The organism is Micromonospora sp. NPDC005806 (assembly GCF_042871425.1).
In the GTDB taxonomy this organism is placed as follows: domain Bacteria; phylum Actinomycetota; class Actinomycetes; order Mycobacteriales; family Micromonosporaceae; genus Micromonospora.
Window position 1 is genome coordinate 247,492 of record NZ_JBIAIL010000004.1, and the last position, 25,233, is coordinate 272,724.

Genomic DNA, 25,233 nt, shown 5'->3' on the forward strand with positions numbered 1-25,233 from the left:
ACCCGGTGCACCGCCTACCTTCAGGCCCATGTCAACCGCACTCACCCTCGCCAACCTCGCCATCGTTGCCGTCCTGCTGGCCCGGGACTGGGGTCACCGTCGGGTGAGCCTGCTGGCCCTGCTGCGACCGCTGTTGCTCTCCGCGGTCGTCGTTCCGTTCGTCATGCCGGGATGGGACCTGACCGGAAACGGGTTGCTCCTCGAATTGGCGACCGTCGCGGCCGGCGCTCTGCTCGGCGTCCTGGCATCCTCGTTCATGCGCGTCACGGTGGACGCGACCGGCCGGGCATGGACCGATGCCGGACTGGCGTACGTGGCCGTGTGGATCGCGATCGCTGCATCCCGGCAGGCGTTCATCTACGGCTGCCAGCACTGGTTCACCCGCGACCTCGGCGCGTTCCTGGTCGGCAACCGCATCAGCGTCAACGCGTTCGCCGACTCCATCATGCTGCTCACCCTGACCACCGTGGTCGCCAACCGCCTCGCAATCCTGATCCGAAGCCGCCTCCCGACCGCGAGTCCCCCGCCGCGTGCGGCCGCCCCCGTCGGCAGCCGATGAAGCGCCGCCAAGCCACAGCCGGTCAGCCGACTCTCGGCCTGGTGCTGGACAACGACACGACGATCACGCCCTGCAACTCGGAGCAGGAGCAGGCGACCAGGAGGTCAGCCAAGGGTGCCGGCCGGGTATTGGTCGTGGCGGGCGTACAGCTCGATCCACTCCTGCTCGGTGAGCTCGCGGCCGGTCGCGACGATGTCAGCGAGCTCCTCGAAGTACGCCTCGCGTGGCGCGCCGGGCGTGAACAGGACCAGCATCGAGGCGGCCCCGCCGGAGTTGTTGGCGAAGGCGTGGATACCGCCGGATGGCACGTGCAGGAAGTCGCCGGACGTGGCGTCGGTCCACGTGTGTCCGTTGTAGAGCGCGACGGTGCCTTCGAGGATGTAGAACGACTCGGAGAAGGTGCGGTGGTAGTGCCCGGAGGGGGTGGCAGCGGTGGGCGCGACCGCGGCCATGTCCCACCGGTAGAGACCGAACCCACCGTCGGTGGTCGCTCCGGTCGCCAGGTGACTAACCCTCGTCCTGGCCCCGATCGCCAGGTCAGGCGGCGCTTCGGCGCGCCGGAAGGTGGCGCTCAGCGCACCCGTCTCGCCGAAATACCGGGGCGGTGCATAGGACATGGTCGGCTCACCTCGACAGCTTGTTGATCCTGTTCGAAACCGACGCTACGGATCGCTTGGCCCACCGGCGAGATCCAATCCCGGGTCACCCCGTTGAGCCAATCCCCGCCCGACGAGCTGACCGTTGCCGCGTTGTGCCGCTATGGCGTCGCCACTCCCCCATTCACGACCGGGGTCACCGCCCGCCCGGCGGCCATGAGCGCGGTCACGGTGACCGCGACGGCCGGCGAGGCTCCGGTCCGGTAGGCGCGGTGCATCGCCGAGAGGTATCGGCCGCCAAGCGCGGACAGGCCGGTGGCCGCGGCACCGGGAGGCAGGCCGCCGGCGAGCGCGAGCGCCGGTACGAGCGCCGCCCCGAGGCCCGCCGCGACCAGCGCCAGCACCGCCGGAAACTCGAGGCACTCGTGGGCGGCCAACGGCCGGAAGCCGTGCTCGTCGGCGAGGCGGTCGAGGGCGCGCCGGACCGCCGAGCCGGGCGGACCGACGATCCACGGGTCCTGCGCGAGGTCCGCGAGCCCACGCGGGGTCCGTTGCCACGCCGTTGGCACTACCACCCGGTACGGGTCGGAGAGCAACGCCACGGATTCCGTGCCGGCCGGTTGCGGCAGGGTGCCCGGCTCCGAGTCGTCGATCAACACGTCGACCGTGCCGGTGGTGAGCTCCCGCAGCGCCGATTCGCCCTCGAGTTCCAGGACGCGTGGGTCGATGGCCGGGTGCTCGGCGGCGAGGGCGCGCACCGCCGGAACGACGAGGTGGGCGATTGCCGTCGGAAACGCGGCGATGGTGACCGGCCCGGCGACCCGGCCGGTCAACGCGGAGATCGCCCGCCGCGCCTCGGTCAGTTCCGCCTCGATCCGCTCACCGGTCGCGGCGAGGTGGCGTCCAGCCTCGGTGAGCGTCACCCCGCGCGGGCCCCGGTCGAGGACGGCGACACCCACCTCCCGTTCCAGTTGGGCGATCTGCTGGGAGACCGCCGACGGCGTCAGATGCAGCAACGGCGCCGCGGCGGCGACGCCGCCACGCCGGGCCACCGCCCACAGCACGCGCAACCTGCGCGGGTCGATCTCCATGCAGTTCTCCTTAATGCCCGGCCCAGCAACTCTCGCTTGTCACCGCGCCGGCGGAATCCCATCCTTGGCGGTTGTGAGCAGCGAGAACATACGACGGGGGCGGGACGTGGCACAGCAGTGGCGGGCGGAGTTCGACGCGGAAATCACCTTCACCAACGGTGGCGGATTGACCGCCCACGGGTTCCGGCTCGACGTCGACGACGAGCACGTCGGGCCGGCCGAGGTGGGAGCCGCGTTCGTCCGCGAGCTCGGGCTGCTGATGGTCGCCGACGTGGCGATCTCCGGGCTGCGGCTGCTCGCCGAGCCGCACAAGGGGCGGCGGGCCGTGGCCCCACCCCCGGCCGCCCCCGGCCTCGTCGAGCTTTCCCACCGCATCCACGCCGGCATGATCACCTATCCTGGCCTTCCCGGACCGCAGATCACCGCCCAGGTGTCCCGCGACGCGTCCCGGCAGAGCTACGCGCCCGGTACCACCTTCCAGATCGACCGGATCACGATGGTGGCCAACACCGGCACGTACCTCGACACGCCATACCATCGGTTCGCCGACGGCTACGACCTCGCCGGCATCCCGGCCGAACGCTTCGCCGACCTGCCCGGTGTCGTGGTGCGGCTCACCGATCACCCTGGACCGGCCATCGGGCCGGAGCTGCTCGCGCCGTACGACGTGGCGGGGCGGGCGGTGCTCGTACACACGGGCTGGGACCGGCACTTCGGCACCGCCACCTACGGGTCGGGTGGTCACCCGTACCTCACCAGGGCCGCAGTGGACCACCTCGTCGCGGCCGGCGCAGTACTGGTCGGGATCGACTCGATCAACGTCGACGACACCACCGACGGTGCCCGGCCGGCCCACACCGGGCTGCTCGCCGCGGGTGTCACGCTCGTCGAACACCTCACCAACCTCGAGGCGTTGCCGGTGACCGGTTTCCGGTTCCACGCCGCGCCCGCTCCGGTCGCCGGCATGGGCACGTTCCCGGTCCGCGCGTACGCCGTCCTCGGCGCCTGATCATGTCGCTGATCGTGACCGTGGTGGAGGCGGTCGGCTGGCTGGGCGCCGCGGTCCTGCTCGCCGCGTACGCCCTGACGTCAACGGGGCGGCTCGCCGGTGACGGCCGGACCTTCCAGTGGCTCAACATCGCCGGAGGCGGCGGCCTGGCGGTCTCGTCGACCGTGCACGGCGCGTGGCCGTCCGCCGCGCTCAACGTCGTGTGGATAGCGATCGGGTTCGGGGCGTTGGCCACCACCGCGTCGACCGCTACCGCCCGTTCGCGGTGATCCCGGAGCTCGACGTCCGTCGGAGGTGGTGGGCTGGTGCGCGCCCGAGTCGAACCCGAGCCGGATCAGGTCAAGGGTGGTGGATCGGGGTCTCAAGGCCGGTGAGGCGGCGACCCGAGCCACCCCAGGCCTGGGCGATGATCTCGGCGGCGATCGCCACGGCGGTCTCCTCCGGCGTTCGCGCGCCGAGGTCCAGCCCGATCGGGGAGGAGAGCCGGGCCAGGGCGGCCTCGTCCACACCCGCCTCGCGCAGCCGGCGCAGCCGGTCCTCGTGGGTGCGGCGGCTGCCCATCGCGCCGATGTAGCGGGCCGGGGTGCGCAAGGCGACCTCGAGCAACGGCACGTCGAACTTCGGATCGTGGGTCAGCACGCACAGCACTGTGCGTTCGTCGACGGCCGTCGACTCGAGGTACTTGTGCGGCCACTGGACGACGAGGTCGTCGGCGTCCGGGAAGCGCTTGCGGGTGGTGAACACCGGGCGGGCGTCGCAGACCGTGACGTGGTAGCCGAGGAACCGGCCGATCCGGGCCACCGCGGCGGCGTGGTCGATCGCTCCGAAAACGATCATCCGGGGCGGGGGCACGTACGACTGGACGAAGACGGACACCTCGTCGCGTCGCTGCTCCCCGTGCGCACCCAGGTGGATGGTGCCGGTGCTGCCGGTCGCGAGCATGCCGGCCGCCTGCTGCGCTGCCGCGCGGTCCAGGTCGGGGTTGCCGAGGCTGCCCGCGACCCGGCCGGGCCAGACCACCAGCTGCGCGTCCTCGACCGATGCGGTGGCGACCGGCTGGCCTCCTCTGATCGCGGCGAGCACCTCGTCGAGCTCGGTCAACGCGACGTCCGGCTGGACCAGGACCTCGATCGTGCCACCGCAGGTCAGGCCCACCTCGAACGCGTCGTCGTCGGTGACACCGTAGGTCTGGGTCACCGCCTTGCCGGTCTCGGCCGACAACAGGCAGAGCTCGTAGACGGCACCCTCGACGCAGCCGCCCGAGATGCTGCCCAGGACCTCGCCGTCGGCGGAGACCGCCATGGCCGCGCCCGGCTGCCGGGGGGCCGACCGCCAGGTCCGTACGACGGTCGCCACGGCGAACGCGACGCCGGCGGCACGCCAGGCCGTCAGCCCGTCGACGATGTCCCGCATGTCAGCACGATCCGTGAGCCGCGGCCGCCCGGTCAACGCCGACCTAAGTGATTGCTTAGGTCGGCGTTGACTTCGGTAGGCGCCGGGGTGAGATTTTGCCGGACTACGGAGGTGCGACATGCAGGTTCCGGCACCGTTCGAGTACGAGCGAGCCACCACTGTGGACCAGGCCATCGGTCTGCTGGAACGGCTGGGCAGCACGGCGCGCCTGGTCGCTGGCGGGCACAGCCTGCTGCCGATGATGAAGCTGCGCCTGGCCAACTTCGACTACTTGATCGACATCAACGATCTGCACGCGGAACTGGGCTACATCCGGCCGGGCCGCGACGAGATGCGCATCGGCGCGCTCACCCGGCACCGTGAGCTGCTTGAGTCCGCTCAGTTGGCCGCGGCGTTTCCGATCTTCGCCGACGCCGAGCGGGTGATCGCCGATCCGGTCGTACGCAACCGGGGCACGTTGGGCGGCTCGCTCTGTCAGGCGGATCCGTCCGAGGATCTGTCCGCGGTCTGCACGACCCTGGATGCGAGCTGTGTGATCCGTGGGCCGGGCGGTGCCGAGCGGGTCGTGTCGATGGAGGAGTTCCACGTCGGGCCGTACGAGACGGCGGTCGGCGACGCGGAGATGCTGGTCGAGATCCGGCTGCCGGTGCGGCCGGGGGGCGGCAGCGCGTACGAGAAGGTCGAGCGCCGGGCCGGCGACTGGGCCGTGGTCTCGGCGGGCGCGGCGGTCTGGCTCGACGGCGGCGCGATCGCGGACGCCCGGGTCGGGCTCGCCGCGGTCGGGCCGAACACCGCGGGTATCCCGGAGATCTCCGCGGCGCTGCGCGGCCAGGAGCCCACGGAGAGCCTCTTCGAGCAGGCCGGGGCGATCGCGGCGCGCAGCTGCGAGCCGGTCACCGACCAGCGCGGCAGCGCGGAGTACAAGCGGCATCTGGCCGCCGAGCTGACCAAACGGGCCCTGCGCCGGGCCGTAGAGCGGGCGAGGAGTTGAGCATGCAGGTCACCATGACCGTCAACGACGTCGAGGTCACCCGGGAGATCGAGGGCCGGCTGCTGCTGGTGCACTTCCTGCGGGACGTGCTCGGCCTGACCGGCACGCACTGGGGCTGCGACACCAGCAACTGCGGCACCTGCGTGGTCTGGCTGGACGGCGAGCCGGTGAAGTCGTGCACGGTACTTGCCGCCATGGCCGGCGGCCACGAGGTGCGCACGGTCGAGGGCCTGGCCAACGGCGCCGAGCTCGACCCGATCCAGCAGGGCTTCATCCAGTGCCACGGCCTGCAGTGCGGCTTCTGCACCCCTGGGATGATGATGACCACCCGGGCGCTGCTCGACCGGAACCCGGATCCGACCGAGGCGGAGATCCGCGAGGCGATCTCCGGCCAGATCTGCCGCTGCACGGGCTACGCCACCATCGTGCGCTCGGTCCGCTGGGCCGCCGTGCACGAGGCCGCCGCCGCAGCCCGGGTCCCCGAGCAGGCCCAGTCCAGCGAAGCCGGCGAGATCGCGGACGCCGGCCAGAGCGTCGGGAGCGTCGCATGACGACCGTGCACGAGCGCGTGGACACCTTCCACGACAACGACCAGAAGCCGATCGGGCACGGCCGGATGCTGCGTAAGGAGGACCCGCGGTTCGTCCGCGGCCGCGGCCGGTACGTCGACGACGTCCAACTGCCCGGCATGCTGCACCTCGCCATTCTCCGGGCACCGGTCGCCCATGCCCGGATCGTCAGCATCGACACGAGCGCCGCGGAGGCGTCACCAGGGGTCAAGGCGGTGGTGACCGGGGCGATGTTGGCCCAGCAGAACCTGGCCTGGATGCCGACCCTCTCCAATGACGTGCAGGCCGTGCTGGCCACCGACAAGGTGCGCTTCCAGGGCCAGGAGGTGGCGTTCGTCGTAGCCGAGAACCGGTACGCGGCGCGGGATGCGCTCGAGCTGATCGACGTGGAGTACGACATCCTCGAGCCGGTCATCGACGCCCGCCGCGCACTGGAGCCGGACGCCCCGCTCATCCGCGACGACCTCGAGGGCAAGGCGAACAACCACTGCTTCGACTGGGAGACCGGCGACGAGGCGGCCACCGCAGCCGTGTTCGGGCGCGCCGACGTGGTGGTCAGTCAGGACATCGTCTATCCCCGGGTGCACCCGGCACCGATGGAGACGTGCGGGGCGGTCGCCGACTTCGACGCGGTCGAAGGCAGGCTGCGGCTGTGGTCCACCACCCAGGCGCCGCACGCGCACCGCACCCTCTACGCCATCGTGGCGGGCATCCCCGAGCACAAGATCCAGGTGATCTCCCCGGACATCGGCGGCGGGTTCGGCAACAAGGTGCCGATCTACCCGGGGTACGTCTGCGCGATCGTCGCGTCGATCGTCACGGGTAAGCCGGTGAAGTGGATGGAGGACCGCTCGGAGAACCTCGTCAGCACCGGCTTCGCCCGCGACTACATCATGCGCGGCGAGATCGCGGCGACCCGGGACGGCCGGATCCTGGCCATCCGTACCAACGTGCTCGCCGACCACGGCGCATTCAACGGCACCGCCGCGCCCGTGAAGTATCCGGCTGGCTTCTTCGGAGTGTTCACCGGCAGCTACGACATCGAGGCCGCCTACTGCAAGATGACCGCGGTCTACACCAACAAGGCACCCGGCGGCGTCGCGTACGCCTGCTCGTTCCGGATCACCGAGGCGGTCTACCTGGTGGAGCGGATCGTCGACTGCCTCGCCGACGAGTTGGGCATGGACCCGGCCGAGCTGCGGTTGAAGAACTTCATCAGGCCGGAGCAGTTCCCCTACACGACAAAGACCGGCTGGGTGTACGACTCGGGGAACTACGAGCCCACCATGCGGCAGGCGATGGACATCGCGGGCTATGCCGAGTTGCGTCGCGAGCAGGAGGAGAAGCGGGCCCGAGGCGAACTGATGGGCATCGGCATCTCGTTCTTCACCGAGGCCGTCGGCGCCGGGCCCCGCAAGGACATGGACATCCTCGGACTGGGCATGAACGACGGCTGCGAGCTGCGGGTGCACCCGACCGGCAAGGCCGTGGTCCGGCTCAGCGTGCAGTCCCAGGGCCAGGGGCACGAGACGACGTTCGCGCAGATCGTCGCCGAAGAGATCGGGATCCCGCCGGCGGACATCGACGTGGTGCACGGCGACACCGACAACACCCCGTTCGGCCTCGGCACGTACGGCAGCCGCTCGACGCCCGTGTCGGGCGCGGCGGCCGCCCTGGTCGCCCGCAAGGTCCGCGACAAGGCGCGGATCATCGCCTCGGGCATGCTCGAGGTGTCGGTTGCCGACCTGGAGTGGGAGAAGGGCGCATTCCACGTCACGGGCGACCCGGGCAAGTCCGTCACGATCCAGGACATCGCCATGCGCGCGCACGGTGCCGGTGAGCTGCCCGAGGGCGTCGAGGGCGGCCTCGAGGCACAGATCTGCTACAACCCGTCGAACCTGACCTACCCGCACGGCGCGTACATCTGTGTGGTGGATGTCGATCCCGGCACCGCACAGGTGAAGGTGCGGCGGTTCATCGCGGTTGACGACTGCGGCACCCGGATCAACCCGATGATCATCGAGGGGCAGGTGCACGGCGGGTTGACCGACGGGGTCGGCATGGCGCTGATGGAGATGATCGCGTTCGACGAGGACGGCAACTGCCTCGGCGCGTCGCTGATGGACTACCTGATCCCGACGGCGCTCGAGGTACCGGACTGGGAGACCGGCTTCACCGTCACCCCGTCGCCGCACCACCCGATCGGCGCGAAGGGCGTGGGTGAATCGGCCACGGTCGGGTCGCCGCCGGCGATCGTCAACGCGGTCGTGGACGCCCTCAAACCCTTCGGCGTACGGCATGCCGACATGCCGTTGACGCCGTCGCGGGTCTGGGACGCGATGCGCGGTCAAGCGCGGCCGCCGGTGTGAGGGCTACGCCGATGTCGACGATCGCACACCGCGTCCGCGAGCTGACCGTCTCGGGTGAGCCGTTCGTGCACGCCACTGTGGTCCGCGCGCAGGAGCCGACGTCGGCGCTACCGGGCGATGCCGCGGTGGTCCTCTCGGATGGCTCGATCGAAGGCTTTGTCGGTGGGGCGTGCGCCGAGAGTTCGGTGCGGGCGGCGGCGCTCGGTGCCCTGCAGGACGGCGCCACACTGCTGCTGCGGGTGCTGCCGGACGGCACGGCCACGTTCCCGGAGACCCCGGGGGCGCGGGTGGTGGTCAACCCGTGCCACTCCGGTGGCGCAATCGAGATCTTCCTGCGGCCGGTGCTGCCCGCGCCCGTGCTGGGGCTGGCGGGCAGCACGCCGATCAGCGCTGCGGTGGCGACGCTGGCGGAGTTCCTCGATTTCGAGGTCGCCGCCGCCGGCGACTATGCGGGCGCGACCGCGGTCGTGGTGGCCGGGCTCGGCAAGGGCGAGCAGGACGCGATCCGGGCGGCGCTGGACGCCGGCGTGGGCTTCATCGCGCTGGTCGCCAGCCGCAAGCGCGGCGCGGTCCTGCTCGACCAGTTGGAGCTGACCGACGCCGAACGGGCGCGAATCCACTCGCCGGCCGGGGTGGACATCGGGGCGCGTTCGCCGCAGGAGATCGCCCTGTCGATCATGTGTGAGGTGGTCCGGGCGATCCGGGTGGACGGGTTGACCCCGGCCGCCGGTGCGCGGGAGGACGGCGTGGCTGCGTCCTCCGACGCGCCGGTGTCCCAGCCGCAGCAGGCCGTCGACCCGGTGTGTGGGATGACCGTGCTCGTCGGGCCGGAGACGCCGCACGCGCGGGTCGACGGGCAGGACTTCTGGTTCTGCTGCCCCGCCTGCCGCGCCCGCTTCACCGCGGTGTAGCCGTGTTCGTGACCGGCCTGGTGCTCGCCGCAGGGGCGTCCGTGCGCCTCGGCGGGGCCAAACAGTTGCTGCCGTACCGTGGGCGGACACTGCTCGACGCGACTCTGGAGCTGGCCCGCTCCTGCGGCTTCGATCAGCTGCTCGTGACGCTGGGCGGTGCGGCAAACCTGGTGCGCGAGCGGGTGGACCTGACCGGGGTCGAGGTCGTCGAGAATTCGGCCTTCAGCACCGGTTGCGGGTCGTCGATCAGCTCGGCGGTGGACGTGGTGGATCCGCGCGCCGACGCGCTCGTCCTGCTCCTCGGCGATCAGCCCGGTGTGCGCGCCGCCGACGTGCGGCGGGTCGCCGCGGTGGCCCCCGCGCTCGGCGTATGCCGGTACTCCGACGGGCTGGGGCATCCGTTCCGATTCGGCCGTGCGGTCTTTCCCGAGCTGCGCGGCCTGCACGGCGACAAGGCCGTCTGGAAGCTGCTGCACTCCGGCCGCTACCCGGTGGCCGAGGTGCCCGCCGACGGGCCGGTGCCGATCGACGTGGACACCCGCGCGGACTACGAACGGCTGCTGGCGGGCGATGCGCGGTGAAGGATCACCTGGCCGTTCAGCGCCGCCTCGACGCCGTCGACTATCTGGCCGACGACGGCATGGCGATGGCCCTGTTCCTGGCCCTCAAGCTGGGCAAACCGCTGCTGCTGGAGGGCGAGCCCGGGGTCGGCAAGACCGCGGCGGCCAAGGCTCTGGCCCGGGCGCTGGACACCACGCTGATCAGGCTGCAGTGCTACGAGGGCCTGACCCCCGGCGAGGCGCTCTACGAGTGGAACTACCAGCGCCAGCTGCTCGCGATCCGCCTCGCCGAGGCGCAGCACGCGAAACTCACCGACGCCGACCTGTTCACTGCCGAGTTCCTTCAGGAACGGCCGATCCTGCGGGCCGTACGCCACCAGGGGCCGGTGCCGCCGGTGCTGTTGATCGACGAGATCGACCGCGCCGACGACGAGTTCGAGGCGCTGCTGTTCGAGTTCCTCGGCGAGGCCGGCATCACGATCCCCGAACTGGGCACGTTCACCGCGACCACGCCGCCGGTCGTCGTGCTCACCTCCAACCGCAGCCGAGAGCTGCACGACGCGCTGCGCCGGCGCTGCCTGTACCACTGGATCGACTTCCCAGACCCGGGCCGGGCGGCCGAGATCGTCCGCCGGGCCGTGCCGGGTGCGGCCGAGCCGCTGATCCGCACGGCGACGGATTTCATCGGCGGCGTGCGCGGCCTGGAGCTGGACAAGGCACCCGGCATGGCCGAGACCATCGACTGGGTTGCCGCGCTGTCCGTGCTGGGCGCCACCGACCTCGCCGCCCACGACGTGGGTCGCACCATCGGCACCATCGCCAAGACCCCCGACGACCGTGCCGCCGTCGCCGCCGCGCTCGTCACGTATCAGGAGAATCAACCATGAAGATCACCAACGAGTTCGCGGTCAACACCCCGGTCGAGCAGGCCTGGGCGGTCCTCACCGACCTCGAAGGGATCGCGCCATGCCTGCCGGGCGCCCAGCTCACCGGCGTCGACGGCGACGTCTACCAGGGCAAGGTGAAGGTGAAGGTCGGGCCGGTCATCTCCGAGTTCGCGGGCACCGCGCGATTCGTCGAGAAGGACGACGCGCAGTACCGCGGTGTGATCGACGCGAAGGGCCGCGACGCCCGGTCGGCGGGCAACGCCGCCGCACTGGTCTCCGCCCAGCTGCGCCCGGACGGCGACCGGACCCTGGTCAGCGTCGACACCGACCTGAGAATCTCGGGCAGGCTCGCCCAGTTCGGTAGCGGCATGATCAAGGAGGTGTCGAGCAAGCTGCTCGCTCAGTTCGTCGCCAACCTCGAGGCCAAGCTGGCGAGCGAGGAGACGAGCCGGGCGGTGCCGGGCGGCGAGCCTGCGGACACCCCGGCCGCGCCCGCCGCCCGCCCCGAGCCTGAGCCCGCCACGGTCGTAGCCGCCGCGCCCGTCGCCACCACGCCCAGCATCACCGCCGTCGAGCCGACGCCCGTGGAAACACCGACCACCGCCGCCCCCGCCGAGGCTGAGGCGCTCGACCTGCTCAGCATCGCCGGTAGCTCGATCACCAAGCGGCTGGTGCCGGTACTCGTCGGCCTCGTCGTGGTCGGCGCGGTGATCGCCTGGCTGGTCGGGCGCGGGTGAGTTCGGGCGTACTTCGCGGGATCGACCGGGCCGCGGTCGCCGTGGCTTTCGCCGACCGCCTGCGGCACGCTGGCGTCCCAGCCGGGCTCACCGACGTCGGCGACTTCGTCCGGGCGCTCGCTGCCAGCCCACCCGTCTCGCTGTCCACGCTCTACTGGACCGCCCGAGTCAGCCTGATCCGGCAGCACGCCCACCTTGCCGCGTTCGACCGCGTTTTCGCGGCTGTCTTCACCGACGCGCCGCCGCTACCACCGACCCGATCCGCGGCCCCATCGGGCCGCCGGGACGACGTGCACGTCCCCGTGCCCGCGGACACCGACAACGCGACCTCGGGCGGTGGGCTGCCGTGGGCGACGCTGCCACCGGCCGTCGCCGAGACGGAGGACTCCGAAGCGGTGACGCGGCTGCCCGAGCGGCGCCCCGCCGCCCTCGCCGGGCTCGCCGACCGGCCGTTCGACGAGCTCGACGGCGGGCAGGTCGCACTGCTCGGCGAAGCCCTGCGCGAGGCCGTCGCCGCCTGGCCGACCCGGCGCACCAGGCGGCACGCCGCCAGCCCGACCGGACGGCGGGTGGCGCTGCGGCCGACGATCGCCCGGGCCCGCCGCACCGCCTGGGAACCCGTCGAGGTCGTCCGCGAGCGGCCGGTGCGGCGACCACGCCGGGTCGTGCTGCTCTGCGACGTCAGTGAGTCGATGCGGGCGCAGGCGACCGCGTACCTGCACCTGATGCGAGCGTTCGCGGTGGTCGCCGACGCGGAGGTGTTCGCGTTCGCCACGACGCTGACCCGGCTCACGGTCGCGCTGCGACACACCTCCGCGGCCGCGGCGGTCGCGCAGGCCAGCGCGGCCGTGACCGACCGGTTCGGCGGCACCCGGATCGCCACGAACCTCCGCGCCCTCCTCGCCTCCCACCACGGTGACGCCGTCCGCGGGGCGGTCGTGGTCATCGGGTCGGACGGCTGGGACAGCGACCCGCCCGGCGAGCTCGCCGACACGATGGCCCGGCTGCGCCGCCGCGCGTACCGGATCGTCTGGTTGAATCCGCGGGCCGGCGCCCCCGGCTTCGTCCCTCGAGTGGCGGGCATGGCCGCCGCGTTGCCCTACTGCGACCGGCTGTTGCCGGCCGGAACGTTCCGGGACCTGATGGACGTTGCCGGTCAGCTCCAGAGCGTCACGTGCACCGACGGCCTGAAGTGGCCGACCCGGACGCCCGCGCCGCGCATCATCGCCTGAATCGCCCGCGGCGTCGACGCGAACCGGGACAGCTCGGCCGCCGCCGACGGAGTGCCCGCGGCGAGCACCAGCGAATGCCAGACGGTCTCGAGCGTGGTATGCGGCCCGGCCACCAGCAGGAGCTGGCCCGTCCGGACGTCCGGCGCGACGGTGAACGACAGCGCCGGCGCGACGCCCTTGCCCCGTTTCGCCTCCCCTAGCGCGGCCGCGTGGCTCTGGAAGATCTGCTGCCGGTCGTCGGGCACGGCCAGCCGGCGCAGCATCGCCTGGACCGCACCGAGGTCCGTGCTCGCCGAAGGGCCCAGCAGCCATGTCTGGGAGCGCAACTGCGCCGCCGACGCCGGCACGCCGGCCAGCGGATGGTCCGGGCCGACCACGATCACGAGCCGGTAGTTCATCGCCGGCCGGCAGGTGATCGCCGGGTTGACAACCGACGGCTGCGGCCCAATGGCGATGTCCGCGGCCCGGGTCAGCAGCAACGTCTCGAAGGAGCCTGGATCGCGCACGCTCAGCTCCACGTCGAGGTCGGAGGCGCGCTTCGCGAACAGCTCGATCAGGCCCGGCGCGGCGAGCTCAGCGAACAGGCTGGAGGCGGCGACCCGCAGCAGTCGGCGACCGCGTCCCGCGGCGCTCACCTCGAGTACCGTGCGGTCCTGCAGGCCGAGCAACTCGGCGGCGCGACTGGCCAGCCGCAGCCCACCGGGAGTGAACGCGAGCCCGGCCACCGTCCGGGAGAACAATTTGTCCCCGAACTCCTTGCGTAGTTGTCCGATGTGCAGCGAAACGGCCGACTCGGAGACCGAGAGGTGCGCGGCGGCCTGCTTGACGGATCCCAGTCGGACCACGGCGACATATGCCCGCAGCTGCGCCGGGGTCATGGTCGCTCCAGGCGGGCGGTGTAGCCGGCGTCGCCGATCGCGGCGACCACGTCGGCAGGGCTGCAGCGGCCCGGGTCCACAGCTACCTTCGCCATGCCGGTGCGCACGCTGGTCGTCGATGACACGACGCCGTCGACCTTCTCGACGGTCTCGTCGATCAACATGCCGCAGGAGGCGCAGTGCATGCCCTGCACGGTCAAGGTGTAGGTGACGGTGCTGCGAGCCATCCGGGAGGCCCTCCTCACTGCTGGTTGGTGATGGTCAGCTTTCCGCCGTACATGCCCATGGCGCAGGTGTAGGCCAGCTCGCCGGGCTGCAGTACGCCCAGGTCGATGCGGACGTCTCCGTCTTCGGGCAGGGTCCACTGCTTGTTCAAGGTGGGAATGACGAAGACGCGGGTGCAGCCCTCGTTCTCCTGTGAGCGCACCACCAAGCTGGTCGGGATACCGGCCTTGACGGCGATGTTGCCCGGCTCGTAGGAGTCGCTGCGGGCAGTGACGATGACCTCCTGCCGGCCAGTTGTGTTCCGGTGGACCGCAGACCGGTCGCCTACGGCGGGACCGCCCCTGAACCCCAGCGTGCCCGAGAGGTTCTTCGCGGCGAGCGGTGAGTCGGCCAGATTGAGCGCGGCATTGAACGTGTACAGGCCGACGCCGAGCACCATCAGGCCGGCGCCGATGGCAAGGCGACCCTGCCAGGCGGTCGCCGCTTGGCGGGCGGCGTACCCGAGCATCATGAACAGCGGAGCGGTGCCGATGACGAACACCGACATGGTTGCGGCGCCGGCCAACGCCGAACCCGCAGTGAGGGCGAGGGCTTCGACGGAGAGGGTGATCCCGCACGGGATCACGACGGTGAAGAAGCCCAACAGGGCGGGGGCGAAGGCGGATTGGGAGCGGGCCCGGCCACGCACGAACCGCGACCACGCCGCCGGGGGTTCGACGGTGAGGCGTTTGAACGGTCCGACGCCGAGCTGCGCCAGCCCGAACGCGATGATCAACGCGCCGGCGGCCAGCTGTGTCCACACCCGCACGGTGGGCGTGAGCTGCACCGCGGTGCCGAGGGCGCCGAGCAGGGCGCCCAGCAGGCTGTGGGAGAACAGCTTGCCGCCCAGGAACCCGGCGACCGGAGCGAGGTGGTCGCCGGCCTGCGCCCGCGCCGCCCGCAACCCGCCGAGCACGCGCTTCGGCAGGGGTTCTGCGACGGTGCGGGCCCGCCCCTGCTGGCGACCAGTCTCGCCAGCCGGCTGGCTCCCGATGCCCGCTGTCCCTCCGCCAGCCGGGAGTCGCGCAGCGCGGGTCGTCGCCGTTGACCCGGCGTCCGCTGTGCTCGACGCGCGTTGGCGGGTGATCAGGCCGGCGAGCAGACCTCCCTGCACGGCGGCGCAGGAGATGCCCCCGGCGAACAGGCCGGTGACCAAGACAGCGCCCAGATTCACACGCATCCCTCCGGCTTGAGTCTAGAGCCGAGGTGGCCGGGGCCAACGTTGGCGCATGGTCCGTTGACCAACCATCCGCGGTCGGCCCGATGCCGGCCGTTGTCTGTCCGCTCCGGCCTGCGGACACGCCGGCTCTCCGGCATGGCGATCTTGGCAAGTCGGTGTGGCATTGTGAGTCGAGTGGAGCCGGACGCGGATGCCGGGGAGTACCGGACGCTGCCCCAGCCGGTGCGCGTCGGCCTGGGGGTGCTGCGCGACTACCGGCCGACGGTCGCTCGGGTGCGTGCCCTGCTGCGCAGTATGGTCACCTCGTTCGTGGTGCTCAGCACGACGCTGTGGCTGCTGCCGGGGGTCACCGCGAGCGGCTTGGTCGCGACCCTGTGGCTGGTCGGGCTGATCGCCGCGATCGGCGCGGTGCTGCGGCCGCTGCTGTTCGCCCTGGCCACCACGCTCGGCGGGCTCGGCGCTCTCATCATCGGCGTATCCGTGCAGGCCGTCGTCATGTACGTCGCGTTACGTCTGGATCCGGAAGCGGACGTGGCGGGGTTCGCCGATGCCTTCGCCGCCGCCTGGCTCGCCGTGGCGCTCGCGGCGGTCGTGAACTGGCTCGCGGACGCCGGAACGGACGACGCGTTCGTGAGCGAGATGCTGTGGGTGATGACCCGGGTGCGGCGCCGGCGGGAGCGGCGCCCCGGGTGGCGACCACAATGGCGGCGCGGCGGCGCCACGGTGGAGGCCCCCGCCGGGCAGGCAGCCGACGGCCTGCTCGTCGTCCAGCTCGACGGGGTGGCCGCGCCGCTGGTCTGGTGGGCCATCCGCGCCGGCAACCTGCCCACGATCGGCCGGTGGCTGCGCTCGGGCAGCCACCGGATGACCCGCTGGCACACCGGCCTTCCGGCGACCACGCCCGCGGCGCAGGCGGGCCTGCTGTACGGCGACATTCTGCGAGTGCCGGCCTATCGCTGGTACGAGAAGTCGACAGTGAGCGACAACGGGGCTCGCTCCACCGGCCGCCTGGTGGTGACCAGCCGGCCCCGCGACGCCGCCGAGATCGAGCAGCGCCTGTCCACCGGGCAGGGTCTGCTGCGGGACGGCGGCGTCAGCATCAGCACCGCCTTCTCCGGCGACGCCCCCACCAGCCTGCTCACGGTGAGCCGTGCGGGGCTGCCCGGACGGTCCACCCGGGGTTACGCGGTGTTCATGGCCAGCCCGTACGGTTTCGCACGCGCCGTGGTACGCGGTGCCGGGCAGGTGCTTCGCGAGCTGTACGAGGCGCGGCGGCAGCGGCTGCGCGACATCCAGCCCCGGGGTCGGCGCCGGGGCTCGTACCTGGCGCTGCGGCCGATGGCAAGCCTGCTCAGCGACCTGAACGTGTCGCTCATCGCCGAGCAGCTGGCCGGCGGGGCGCCGGTCGTCTTCTGCGACTTCCTGGACTACGACGAGGTGGCTCACCATGCCGGACCGGCCCGCCCGCAGGCGATGGCGGTCCTCGAGGCGCTTGACCAGACGCTCGGCATCCTGCAACGCCTGGCGGCCGAGGCGACGCGGCGGTATCACATCGTGGTGTTGAGCGACCACGGGCAGAGTCAGGGCGCCACGTTCCGCCAGCGGTACGGCGAGTCGCTGGCGCAGGTGATCGCCCGGCTGACCGCGCACCCGGTTCGGGAGATCGCGCCCGACGGCCGGCCGGCGCCCATCGCCGCAGCCGCGACGACGGCCGAGGCCGCCGATCCCGTCGAGGAGTGGGGCCGGGTGAACACGTTGCTCACCGAGGTCGGTGGCCGCCGGGGGGCGACCGGCGCGGCCGCTCGGTTGGCCCTGCGCTCGCACGTGGACGGGGGCGAGGTCAGCCTGGGGCCGGCCGACCGGGAGGAAGCGGCCACCCATGACGATCCGGAGACCGTGGTGGTGGCGTCGGGCAACCTGGCGATGATCTACCTGCCCCGTCAACCGGGACGGCTGACCCGCGAGCGGGTCGACGCCGTCGTCCCTGGACTGATCGACGGCTTGGTCGCGCACCCCGGCATCGGGCTGGTCGTGGTCGACTCCGCCGCGGGGCCGCTGGCGATCGGGGCCCTTGGCTGCCACCGGCTGCGGGACGGCCACGTCGACGGCGACGATCCGCTGGCGCCGTACGGCTCCCGGGCGCGCCAGGACCTGCTGCGCCACCAGGCGATGGACCACGTCGGCGACCTCGTGGTGATCAGCGCGGTGGACCCGGGCCTCGAGGAGGTCGCGGCCTTCGAGGAGTTGGTGGGCTGCCACGGCGGGCTCGGCGGCTGGCAGACGGAGGCCCTGCTCATCCATCCTTCCGGCTGGCCGCAGGAGGGCGAACTGGTCGGCCCGGACGACGTACACCGTCAGTTGCTCAGCTGGATGCGGCGGCTGGGGCTACGGCGGGCCGACGACCACGCCGGCACGCCGGACGGTCGGGCGGACAACGAGCCGGACCACGACCGACACCACAGGCCGGTCGCGTAGGCATCCGGCCGGACTACGGGCTCGCCGGCGGATCATCCGGCAGCCGCCGGCGCCGGCTCAGCCAACTCAGTCCCTGGGTGACCAGCACGACGAGCAGGACCGCGGCGACAACGCTCTGCCACGGCTCCGGAAAGACCGCCCGCCCGAGGACCCCGATCGAGGCGTAGAGCACCGACCACAGCAGGCTGGCCGGCGCGTTGGCGACCGCGAAGCGCCGCCAGGCCAGCCCTGCCACGGCTGCGGCCAGCAGCACCGGGACCCGGCCGCCCGGGATGAGCCGGGACACCAGAAGCGTCGAGACATGCCCCTCGCGAACGCGGCCCGAGACCAGGCCGACCCGCTGCCGTCCGCGCAGGCCGGGTAGTCGCCGGACGACCCGCTCACCACCCCAGCCGAGCATGCCGTACGTCGCGAGGTCGCCGACGTACGCGCCGATGGCGCCGGCGATCACGACCAGGACCACGGTGACCGGATGCTGGTGGGCGGCGAGCGCCGCGGCGCCGCTGACCGCCGCGCCGGTCGGTACCACCGGGACCACCGAGCCGAACAGCACCACCAGGATCAGCGAGCCCAGCGCGCCGAGCGTCGCCGTCACGGCCGGCGCACCGTGAACGACTCCCCCGGCTGCAGCACGCGCACCCGGGTGCCCGGCGAGACCGTCTCCACCTGCCGAGCGAAGTCGTCGCCCGGTCGGAAGAACCGGTCCGGCCGGATCCGGTCGCAACCGACCGGCCAGAAGGTGCCGAAGTGGATGGGTACGGCCCACGTCGCCGCCGCGCGCCGTACCGCTTCGGCTGCCCCCGTGGGGTCGAGGTGGCCGGGGCCGAGGGTCGGTCCCCACCCACCTACCGGGATCAGCGCGAGATCGAGCGGCCTCAGATCGGCCATCTCGTCGAACAGACCGGTGTCCCCGGCGAACCAGGTTCGCGCGCGGCCTTCGATCAGGTAACCGAGGGCGGGAGCGCGGTGCCGGGACCACAGACCCCGACCGGCGTGGTGAGCGGCGGGGACGGCGGCAACGGCGAGGCCACCGACCGTGATCCGGTCGCCGATCGCAAGTTCCGTGCAGCGCCCGGCGGCCGCCGCCCCGAGCGCCCGCCGGACCAGCCGTGCGGCGCCCGCCGGAACCACCAGCGCGGTGTGCTCGGGCAGCCGGCGCAGCGATGCGAAGTCCAGGTGGTCGGCGTGCAGGTGCGACACAAGTACGGCGTCCGGCGCGGACGGCAGGTGCGGGATAGGCCCACGACGACGGCGCAGATGGGCGAGCCGGTCCCGCAGCAGCGGATCGGTCAGCAGGCGGGTCCCCGAGTCCTCGATCCATACGGTGCTGTGCCCGCACCAGGTCATCTGGACCACACCCACACCGCCCCTGTCACGCATGCCACCGTAGCCGCGCTAGCCGTCACATTGCGCGAACTGACCGACCATGGCCGCCCTCGCGCCTCACGGACGGCAGCTCGGATTCCGGCCGGAAGCGGCGAGATGAGCCGCGAAAAACTCCTGCGGGACAGAAGAGGCCACTGGCCAGCGGTGACGCCGGCCAGGGGCCCCTTGACGCGATCAGCCTACGTCAGCCGTCGGACTCCGACGACGGGATGTAGGCGCCCGGCACGTCCGCCGGCGCGAAGATCTTGTCCTCGCCGGGGTACGGCTTCTTCCAGTCGTGCGCCTGGTACCAGGTGAAGTGGTTCATCTGCGCGGGGTTCGCGAAGTCCGGCTTGGCGTCGGGCCCGGTCAGCCGCTGGTGCGACTTCCACTCGTCCCACTTCGCCGCCACCTGCTGCTTGTCCGCCGGCACCGTCGCCGACGGCGCGGCCGCGGCGAGGGGGTTCTGCGGCGCCGGCGTGTCCACGCCGCAGGCAGGCGGGGTCGCCAGACCCGCGGTCAGCGAGGTCCGGTTGGGCAGCGCGGTGAACGGAGTGAAGTCCGCGTTCTGGGTGAACGCCCCACGCATCGGGCTGGCCGCGCTGTCCTTCTGGTTCATCGGCTTGATCCCGAGGATCTGCTCGATGGTCCGGATCATCGTGATCTGCGAGTAGTAGCGGCTGTCGACGACGCCGTGCCGGGCCCAGGGGCTGATGATCTGGATCGGGGCACGGTGGCCGTCGACGTGGTCGAGACCAGCCTGGGAGTCGTCCTCGACCACGAAGATCGCCGACTCCTTCCAGTACGGGCTGTGCGAGATCTTGTCGACGATCTTGCCCACCGCGAGGTCGTTGTCCGCGACCTGAGCGGCCGCGTTCGGCGGACCACCGGTGTGGTCGCTGGAGAGCCAGAACATGTTCAGGTTCGCGGGCCCGTTCTTCTCGAAGTCACGCTTCCAGATCTCGTACCGGTAGATGTCCGGGACGCCAAGGTCGTACTTCGGGAAGCCCTTCACCGACACGCTGTTGAGCGACGGAATCGGCGAGGACGAGACCAGGTTGTAGGCGGTGTCCTGCCCGGTCGCCATGTTCTTGGTGTCGCAGTACAGGTTCTGCCAGCTCGCGCCGGCCGGCTTGGTCAGGAACTGGTGGAACTCGCCGAAGTTCCGCACGGTCTTCCCGGCCGCCTGCGCACCGGTCCAGATGAAGCCGGTGGTCTGGTGGCCGAGAGCGTCGTCCTCCGTGTCGTAGCTGCGGACGTACTCACCCGCCGTGGACTCGGTGTACTCCGGGTTGTCGGCCTGCATCAGCCAGTTGTGGCCCTCGGCCGAGTTCGTGCCGATGTCGTACGTGTTGTCGTACAGCCCGAACTGCCGAGCCATCGCGTGCTGGTTCGGCGTCACGTTCTCGCCGAACTGCGCCAGCGACGGATCGCCGTTGCCACGCGGGTCGTCACCGAAGACCTGATCGTAGGTCCGGTTCTCCTTGACGATCAGGAAGACGTGCTTGATCGTCGAGGGGTCGCCGAGCTTCAGCGGGACCGGCATCGGCTTCGCGTCGCCCTTGCCCTCGGTCAGCGTGACCGAGCCGCCGTGCCAGCCGTTCTGGCTGAACACCTTGCCGGTCTCGGACCTGATGACGTCGTCGCTCGGCAGCGTGAACCGCGTCAGGCTCGACGTCGTGTCGTGGGTGCCGTGCCCGGCGGGGTTGTTGGGACGGCGGGCGTCGATACCGCGGGTGTTGGAGACCAGCACGTCGTTACCGACGGTGGTGATCTCCGCCGGGAAGTAGTCCGTCGGGAGCAGGCCGACGTAGCTGACCGGCTCCAGCGGGGTCGTGTACCGGTAGACGGCGACCGCGTTGGCGCGGCCGAGCGTCACCAGCAGGTGGCCGTCGTCCGTGAGCGTCACGGCATTGGGCTCGTAGCCCACTGTCGCCTCCGGCCACGGCTGGGTGGCGATGGTCTGGACGACCTTGTCGCTCGCGGTGTCGATGACCGACACGTCGTTGGTGGCGGTGTTGGTGACGAACAGCGCCCCGTTCTTGGCGTACAGGGCGGTCGGGTGCAGACCGACGTCGATGCTCGCGGGGGCGGCGGCCGGGTCGGCCAGGTCGATGACGCTGACCGTGCCGCTGAGGGTGGCAGCGGTCACCTGGTCGGCCAGCACCTGGGTGTTGTACGAGTTGATCGTGGGCTCGCCGGGCAACGCCTTCCGCCCGCCCTCGTTGCTGACGTAGAGCTTGTCCCGACCTTGACCATGTCACGCGGGGCGTTGCCCACGGCCCAGCTCTGCTCGATGGCCCCGGTCGCCGCGTTGATGGCGACCACCCGGTTCTGGCCGTTGACGGCGGAGTACACGGTGGAGCCGTCGGGCGAGAACACCGCCTCACCCACCAGCGCGCGCTTGGGCCCGTCCTGCGCGATCCGGATGAACGTCGGGTTGGCGAGGCTGCCGTCCGGGTTCACGGTGAACTTGCGGTAGCCGTCGGCCTGGCCCAACCACAGCTGCGAACCGTCGGGCGAGTACGTGGGGCCTTCCTGTCCCACGTCGTTGCCGCTGATGCGCGGATTCGCCGCCGCGTTGTTGCCGACGAGCTGCTGCACCTTGTAGTTCTTCAGGTCCACGATGGCGAGCGCCATCCCACCGTCGGTGACCGAGGCCGCGAGGTGGGTGCCGTCCGGGCTGACCGAGGACGACATGATCTTGCCGTTGTTGATGACGAGGCGGCCGCCGATCGGGTTGATGTACTGGTCGCCGGACACGACCAGGCCCTTGTCGGTGGTCTGGCCGACCTGGTCGGTGCCGAACTGGTGCGTCTGGGCGAAACCGATGCCGGTGCCGGCGGCGACGACGACAGCGGTGGTGCCTGCCGTCACGAGGGGGATCCGGCGGCCGATGCGTCGACCGAGAAGGCCGAAATGGTCCTTCTCGACACGCCGACGGCGGCGTGTTACCTGCATTGAGTTATCCCTTCGTGGTGGGGAGCAGTTCGACGTTGCCGTCGAACTGCCAGAGCGGGTTCGGTGCGTCCCCGGTCGGGGTCCGCACCAGGAAGTAGCCGTTGACTTCCTTCGGTCCGTCGCCATCGGCCACGAACCGCCCGTCTGCGGTGACGTCGAGCTGGTAGATGGCCGTCCCGGCGGCCTCGACGTCGGGGAGATGCCAGGAGACGACGCAACGCCAGTCGTTGCCCGGCCCCTGTGCGGCGAGCTTGCCGCCGCCCTTGTTGCACGTCGCCGTGGCCTTCAGCTGCACCTCGGTGACGTCGGGGCGGTTGAGCTGCCTGGTCTGCATGCGGTAGAGGTGGGCGAATGCCGTGGCGACCGAACCCTGCACCTTGTCCTGCTCGATCCCGGAGCCCGTGGCCGGGGTTGCCGCGGCGACGACCGCGACCGTCACGGCGACCAGCCCGACGAGCGGCAGGACTCCGGCGGTGACCGCGCGGTGCCCCGAGCCGTCGTGGGTCAGGTTGGTGAAGTCGCGGCGCAGGAAGAGCAGGTAAGCCAGCGCTGTCGCGGTCCCGGCCCACACCAGGCTGACTACGATGCCGATCAGGAGCGGGCCGAGCTGTGCCGGGCTGGTGAACAGACCGTTCCAGGCGATGAAGGCGTAGCCGGGCAGGGCGAGGCGTACGGCGACGGGGAGCGGCAGCATCTGGGCGAGCTGCATCGCGAGCGCGACCAGCGCGGGCAGCAGCAGTCCCATCGGGGACCGCCCCAGCGCGACGGACCCGAGTAGTCCGATCGCGGCGAGGGCCAGGGTCGGGGCGAGTACGCAGACCCAGGCGAGCAGCACCTTCCCGGCGGCGTCCCCCGGGGTCAGCAGGTGGCCGTCGAGGCCGACCAGCGGCTGGTTGCCGACCGCCACGACCCCGCCGGCCGCGCTGGAACCAGCCAGCCCGGCCACGAGCAGCAGGATGACGGTGAGGCTGGCCAGTGCCTTCGCCGCGAAGATCCGTCGAGGCGACCGAACCGCCACGAGCAGGTGGCGCCAGGTGCCGAGCCGGTCCTCGGAGGCGAACACGTCGCCGGCGACCACCGAGGTCAGCAGCGGGAGCCCCCAGGTGCCCGCGAAGCCGAGCACCACCAGCGGACCGGCCCACCCCGTCGCGTGCATCCAGCGACCGAAGAGGGTGTCGACGGGCAGCGAGCTCTGCTGGCTCACCGCGGCGACGAAGAGCGCCGGCGCGATCCAGCAGGCGAGGACCAGCAAGCGGATCCGCCATTGCGAGATCAGCTTGACCAGCTCGAAGCGGTAGCCGCGCGCCACCGGGACCCGGCGGGCACTCACAGCGTGGACGTCGGCGATGGTCGCGGTCATCGGCGGGCCTCCTGCTGCTCGGTGAGGGCGAGGAACGCGGCCTCGAGCGGCGACACCACGGGAGCGAGCTCGCGCACCGCGATGCCCGCGTGCACGAGCCGCACCACCAGTTCGTCGAGGGCGGGCACCAGCGCGCGCACGACGAGCACCTCGCCGTCGTGCCGGGTCCCGGCGTCGTCGACGACGTGGATCCCGGCCGTGTCGACAGCCAGCCGGCGGGCGGCCTGCGGGTCGGAGGTGAGCAGCCGGTAGTCGAGTTCACGGTTCTCGGCGGCGAGCTTGCTCAGCGGGCCGGAGAAGACGACCCGTCCGGTGGCGATGATGGTGACCTCGGAGCACAGTGCCTCCAGGTCGTCCATGCGGTGGCTCGAGAGCACGACGCTGGTGCCGTCCGCCGCGAGCCGGGTGAGGACGCCGTGCACGTGCTTCTTGCCAGCCGGGTCGAGGCCGTTGGAGGGTTCGTCGAGCACGAGCAGCCGGGGCTTGGTGAGCAGGGCGGCGGCGAGCCCGAGCCGCTGACGCATGCCGAGGGAGAAGCCGCTTGCCCGGTCGTTGGCGACATCGGTCAGCCCGACCTGGTCGAGCACGTCATCGATCCCCGTCGTCCGCACGTCGCGGCCGCGGAGAGCGGCCAGCGCGGCGAGGTTCTGCCTGGCGGTGAGCGAGGGATAGAGGCCGGGCCCGTCCACGAAGCCGGCGACACCGTCGGGGGCGGCGAGCGCCCGTCCGACCGGCGTACCCAGGATCTCGAGGCGGCCGCTGTCGGCGACGGCCAGGCCCAGCAGGAGGCCGAGCAATGTCGTCTTGCCGGCGCCGTTCGGCCCGACCAAGCCGTGGATCTGCCCCTGCGCCACATCCAGATCGATGCCGTCGAGTGCGACGACATCTCCGAAGCACTTGGTGATTCCGCGAGCCCGGATTGCGAGGAGTGCGTCCATGAGCCCCTTCTTTCGTAGCTTTAAGCAACCTAGGGACGGCACCCAACGCGGGCAGGGACAGCTGGCTGAACGTTCATGGAACGGGAGACGACCGGCATCCAAGGGAACCTGTCCACTCTGGCCGGATCCGAGCCAGCTGTGCTGACCTCCGGCGGCGTCAGTGAGCGGGAACAACGCCGCGGACACCCATGCCGAGGAGGGTGCGGGACACGTGGGCCTGTTGCGGCTGGGGCAGACCGCGATCGGGCCGGATACCGAAGGCTCCGCCTGCGGCAACGGAGGAGCGCTATGTCGACCTACTGGTCGGCGCTGCTCAGATCTGGGCTGGACGAGTCGGCGCCCTCATCGAGGTCACCGCCGAGCGAGTCCGGGGCACGCATGCGCCACGCGTCGGTGACGAGCTCCGCCAGGCGATCGACGCTTACCTGCGCCAGCCGCAGCATGACCAGGGGCAACCCGTCATATGCGGGCGTGGTGAAGAAGACTCCGGGCTCGCCGAGGAGTAACGCCTGCTTCTCCGCTTCGTCGCCGACGTACAGCACCGCGATGTCGGTCCGGATGACGCGGGGCTTACCAGGTCTACGCTCTGGGTAGGACCAGACGAATCCCTTGCCGGCGACCCGGAAGTCGAAGCCGTCACTGTCGATCTCGACCACGTGGAGCAGCGCCAGCGCGAGTTGACGAACATTCTCGGCGTCAGCCATCGAGGTCGCTCCAGGACACCGCCCCATGCATCCTTGCAGCCTAACCACCGCGCAGCTCCGCCGTACCGCAGGACTCGACAGCGAAACGACCCGCGGGTCGCTGCAGCGCACCCGCCGCCACGGAGAATGAATAGCAGCGGCCAGGTCGAGAGTGCAGAGGACTCGACCTGGCCGCGTGAACGCA

General features: G+C 71.4%; 25 protein-coding genes. 12 read left to right on the forward strand and 13 right to left on the reverse strand.

Features of this window, described 5'->3' with window-relative positions; translation table 11 throughout:
• Positions 1 to 28 precede the first annotated feature (28 nt).
• The gene (locus ACFYOS_RS07550; protein ID WP_387136667.1) at positions 29 to 559 is read left to right on the forward strand and encodes a hypothetical protein; all 531 of its coding nucleotides are present in this window, start codon (positions 29 to 31) and stop codon (positions 557 to 559) included.
• Between the two features lie 104 nt (positions 560 to 663).
• On the opposite strand, the gene ACFYOS_RS07555 is transcribed toward ACFYOS_RS07550, so the two are convergent.
• Positions 664 to 1,176, reverse strand: a complete 513-nt coding sequence (locus ACFYOS_RS07555) for a cupin domain-containing protein (protein ID WP_387136669.1) — start codon at positions 1,174 to 1,176, stop codon at positions 664 to 666.
• 140 nt (positions 1,177 to 1,316) lie between these two features.
• Positions 1,317 to 2,246, reverse strand: coding sequence for a LysR family transcriptional regulator (locus tag ACFYOS_RS07560; RefSeq protein ID WP_387136671.1), 930 nt, complete (start codon positions 2,244 to 2,246; stop codon positions 1,317 to 1,319).
• Between the two features lie 73 nt (positions 2,247 to 2,319).
• On the opposite strand from ACFYOS_RS07560, the gene ACFYOS_RS07565 reads away from it, so the two are divergent.
• A complete protein-coding gene (locus ACFYOS_RS07565; RefSeq protein WP_387136673.1) occupies positions 2,320 to 3,255 on the forward strand; it encodes a cyclase family protein in 936 nt (311 codons plus the stop codon).
• Between the two features lie 2 nt (positions 3,256 to 3,257).
• On the forward strand, positions 3,258 to 3,524 hold the full coding sequence (locus ACFYOS_RS07570; RefSeq protein ID WP_387136675.1) for a hypothetical protein: 267 nt from the start codon (positions 3,258 to 3,260) through the stop codon (positions 3,522 to 3,524).
• A 70-nt stretch (positions 3,525 to 3,594) separates the two neighbouring features.
• Here ACFYOS_RS07570 and ACFYOS_RS07575 read toward each other — a convergent pair whose 3' ends face one another.
• Positions 3,595 to 4,668: an XdhC family protein gene (locus ACFYOS_RS07575; protein ID WP_387136677.1), complete on the reverse strand. Its 1,074-nt coding sequence runs from the start codon at positions 4,666 to 4,668 to the stop codon at positions 3,595 to 3,597.
• A gap of 118 nt (positions 4,669 to 4,786) precedes the next feature.
• Between ACFYOS_RS07575 and ACFYOS_RS07580 the strand changes: the two genes are divergently transcribed.
• Genes ACFYOS_RS07580 through ACFYOS_RS07615 form a run of 8 tightly spaced genes read left to right on the forward strand, consistent with a single transcriptional unit; the run spans position 4,787 to position 12,924 of the window.
• Positions 4,787 to 5,659: an FAD binding domain-containing protein gene (locus ACFYOS_RS07580; RefSeq protein ID WP_387136679.1), complete on the forward strand. Its 873-nt coding sequence runs from the start codon at positions 4,787 to 4,789 to the stop codon at positions 5,657 to 5,659.
• A 2-nt stretch (positions 5,660 to 5,661) separates the two neighbouring features.
• A complete protein-coding gene (locus tag ACFYOS_RS07585; RefSeq protein ID WP_387136681.1) occupies positions 5,662 to 6,210 on the forward strand; it encodes a (2Fe-2S)-binding protein in 549 nt (182 codons plus the stop codon).
• Positions 6,207 to 8,597, forward strand: a complete 2,391-nt coding sequence (locus tag ACFYOS_RS07590) for an aerobic carbon-monoxide dehydrogenase large subunit (protein ID WP_387136683.1) — start codon at positions 6,207 to 6,209, stop codon at positions 8,595 to 8,597. The genes ACFYOS_RS07585 and ACFYOS_RS07590 overlap by 4 nt, the downstream gene beginning before the upstream one ends.
• Before the next feature lie 11 nt (positions 8,598 to 8,608).
• On the forward strand, positions 8,609 to 9,508 hold the full coding sequence (locus ACFYOS_RS07595) for an XdhC family protein (RefSeq protein WP_387136685.1): 900 nt from the start codon (positions 8,609 to 8,611) through the stop codon (positions 9,506 to 9,508).
• A 2-nt stretch (positions 9,509 to 9,510) separates the two neighbouring features.
• Entirely contained in the window at positions 9,511 to 10,089 is a 579-nt protein-coding gene (locus ACFYOS_RS07600; RefSeq protein WP_387136687.1) for an NTP transferase domain-containing protein, read from the forward strand.
• On the forward strand, positions 10,086 to 10,955 hold the full coding sequence (locus ACFYOS_RS07605) for an AAA family ATPase (RefSeq protein WP_387136689.1): 870 nt from the start codon (positions 10,086 to 10,088) through the stop codon (positions 10,953 to 10,955). The genes ACFYOS_RS07600 and ACFYOS_RS07605 overlap by 4 nt, the downstream gene beginning before the upstream one ends.
• Positions 10,952 to 11,692, forward strand: a complete 741-nt coding sequence (locus ACFYOS_RS07610) for an SRPBCC family protein (protein ID WP_387136691.1) — start codon at positions 10,952 to 10,954, stop codon at positions 11,690 to 11,692. Before ACFYOS_RS07605 ends, ACFYOS_RS07610 begins: the two co-directional genes overlap by 4 nt.
• Positions 11,689 to 12,924 carry a VWA domain-containing protein gene (locus tag ACFYOS_RS07615; protein ID WP_387136693.1) on the forward strand — a complete coding sequence of 412 codons (1,236 nt, stop codon included), beginning with the start codon at positions 11,689 to 11,691 and terminating at the stop codon, positions 12,922 to 12,924. The genes ACFYOS_RS07610 and ACFYOS_RS07615 overlap by 4 nt, the downstream gene beginning before the upstream one ends.
• Here ACFYOS_RS07615 and ACFYOS_RS07620 read toward each other — a convergent pair.
• From ACFYOS_RS07620 to ACFYOS_RS07630, 3 genes are read right to left on the reverse strand one after another with little or no spacing between them, the layout of a single operon-like run.
• Positions 12,849 to 13,802: a LysR family transcriptional regulator gene (locus ACFYOS_RS07620; protein WP_387136695.1), complete on the reverse strand. Its 954-nt coding sequence runs from the start codon at positions 13,800 to 13,802 to the stop codon at positions 12,849 to 12,851. The two genes, ACFYOS_RS07615 and ACFYOS_RS07620, sit on opposite strands and share 76 nt — an antisense overlap.
• Positions 13,799 to 14,029, reverse strand: a complete 231-nt coding sequence (locus ACFYOS_RS07625; protein WP_387136697.1) for a cation transporter — start codon at positions 14,027 to 14,029, stop codon at positions 13,799 to 13,801. Before ACFYOS_RS07625 ends, ACFYOS_RS07620 begins: the two co-directional genes overlap by 4 nt.
• Positions 14,030 to 14,043: 14 nt before the next feature.
• The gene (locus ACFYOS_RS07630) at positions 14,044 to 15,246 is read right to left on the reverse strand and encodes a sulfite exporter TauE/SafE family protein (RefSeq protein ID WP_387136699.1); all 1,203 of its coding nucleotides are present in this window, start codon (positions 15,244 to 15,246) and stop codon (positions 14,044 to 14,046) included.
• Positions 15,247 to 15,420: 174 nt separating this feature from the next.
• Here ACFYOS_RS07630 and ACFYOS_RS07635 point away from each other — a divergent pair, with 174 nt between their 5' ends.
• The gene (locus ACFYOS_RS07635) at positions 15,421 to 17,721 is read left to right on the forward strand and encodes an alkaline phosphatase family protein (RefSeq protein WP_387136701.1); all 2,301 of its coding nucleotides are present in this window, start codon (positions 15,421 to 15,423) and stop codon (positions 17,719 to 17,721) included.
• A 13-nt stretch (positions 17,722 to 17,734) separates the two neighbouring features.
• Here ACFYOS_RS07635 and ACFYOS_RS07640 read toward each other — a convergent pair whose 3' ends face one another.
• From ACFYOS_RS07640 to ACFYOS_RS07670, 7 genes are all read right to left on the reverse strand, one after another.
• Positions 17,735 to 18,316: a DedA family protein gene (locus tag ACFYOS_RS07640; RefSeq protein WP_387136703.1), complete on the reverse strand. Its 582-nt coding sequence runs from the start codon at positions 18,314 to 18,316 to the stop codon at positions 17,735 to 17,737.
• Positions 18,313 to 19,101 carry an MBL fold metallo-hydrolase gene (locus tag ACFYOS_RS07645; RefSeq protein ID WP_387136705.1) on the reverse strand — a complete coding sequence of 263 codons (789 nt, stop codon included), beginning with the start codon at positions 19,099 to 19,101 and terminating at the stop codon, positions 18,313 to 18,315. Before ACFYOS_RS07645 ends, ACFYOS_RS07640 begins: the two co-directional genes overlap by 4 nt.
• Positions 19,102 to 19,291: 190 nt before the next feature.
• Positions 19,292 to 21,292, reverse strand: coding sequence for a bifunctional YncE family protein/alkaline phosphatase family protein (locus ACFYOS_RS07650; protein ID WP_387136707.1), 2,001 nt, complete (start codon positions 21,290 to 21,292; stop codon positions 19,292 to 19,294).
• Complete coding sequence (locus tag ACFYOS_RS07655; protein ID WP_387136709.1) at positions 21,235 to 21,963, reverse strand: hypothetical protein; 729 nt, start codon at positions 21,961 to 21,963, stop codon at positions 21,235 to 21,237. The genes ACFYOS_RS07650 and ACFYOS_RS07655 overlap by 58 nt, the downstream gene beginning before the upstream one ends.
• 88 nt (positions 21,964 to 22,051) lie before the next feature.
• Positions 22,052 to 23,407, reverse strand: coding sequence for an ABC transporter permease (locus ACFYOS_RS07660; protein ID WP_387136711.1), 1,356 nt, complete (start codon positions 23,405 to 23,407; stop codon positions 22,052 to 22,054).
• Entirely contained in the window at positions 23,404 to 24,345 is a 942-nt protein-coding gene (locus ACFYOS_RS07665) for an ABC transporter ATP-binding protein (protein WP_387136713.1), read from the reverse strand. Before ACFYOS_RS07665 ends, ACFYOS_RS07660 begins: the two co-directional genes overlap by 4 nt.
• A 296-nt stretch (positions 24,346 to 24,641) precedes the next feature.
• On the reverse strand, positions 24,642 to 25,049 hold the full coding sequence (locus ACFYOS_RS07670) for an MmcQ/YjbR family DNA-binding protein (RefSeq protein WP_387136715.1): 408 nt from the start codon (positions 25,047 to 25,049) through the stop codon (positions 24,642 to 24,644).
• Between the last annotated feature and the right edge of the window lie 184 nt (positions 25,050 to 25,233).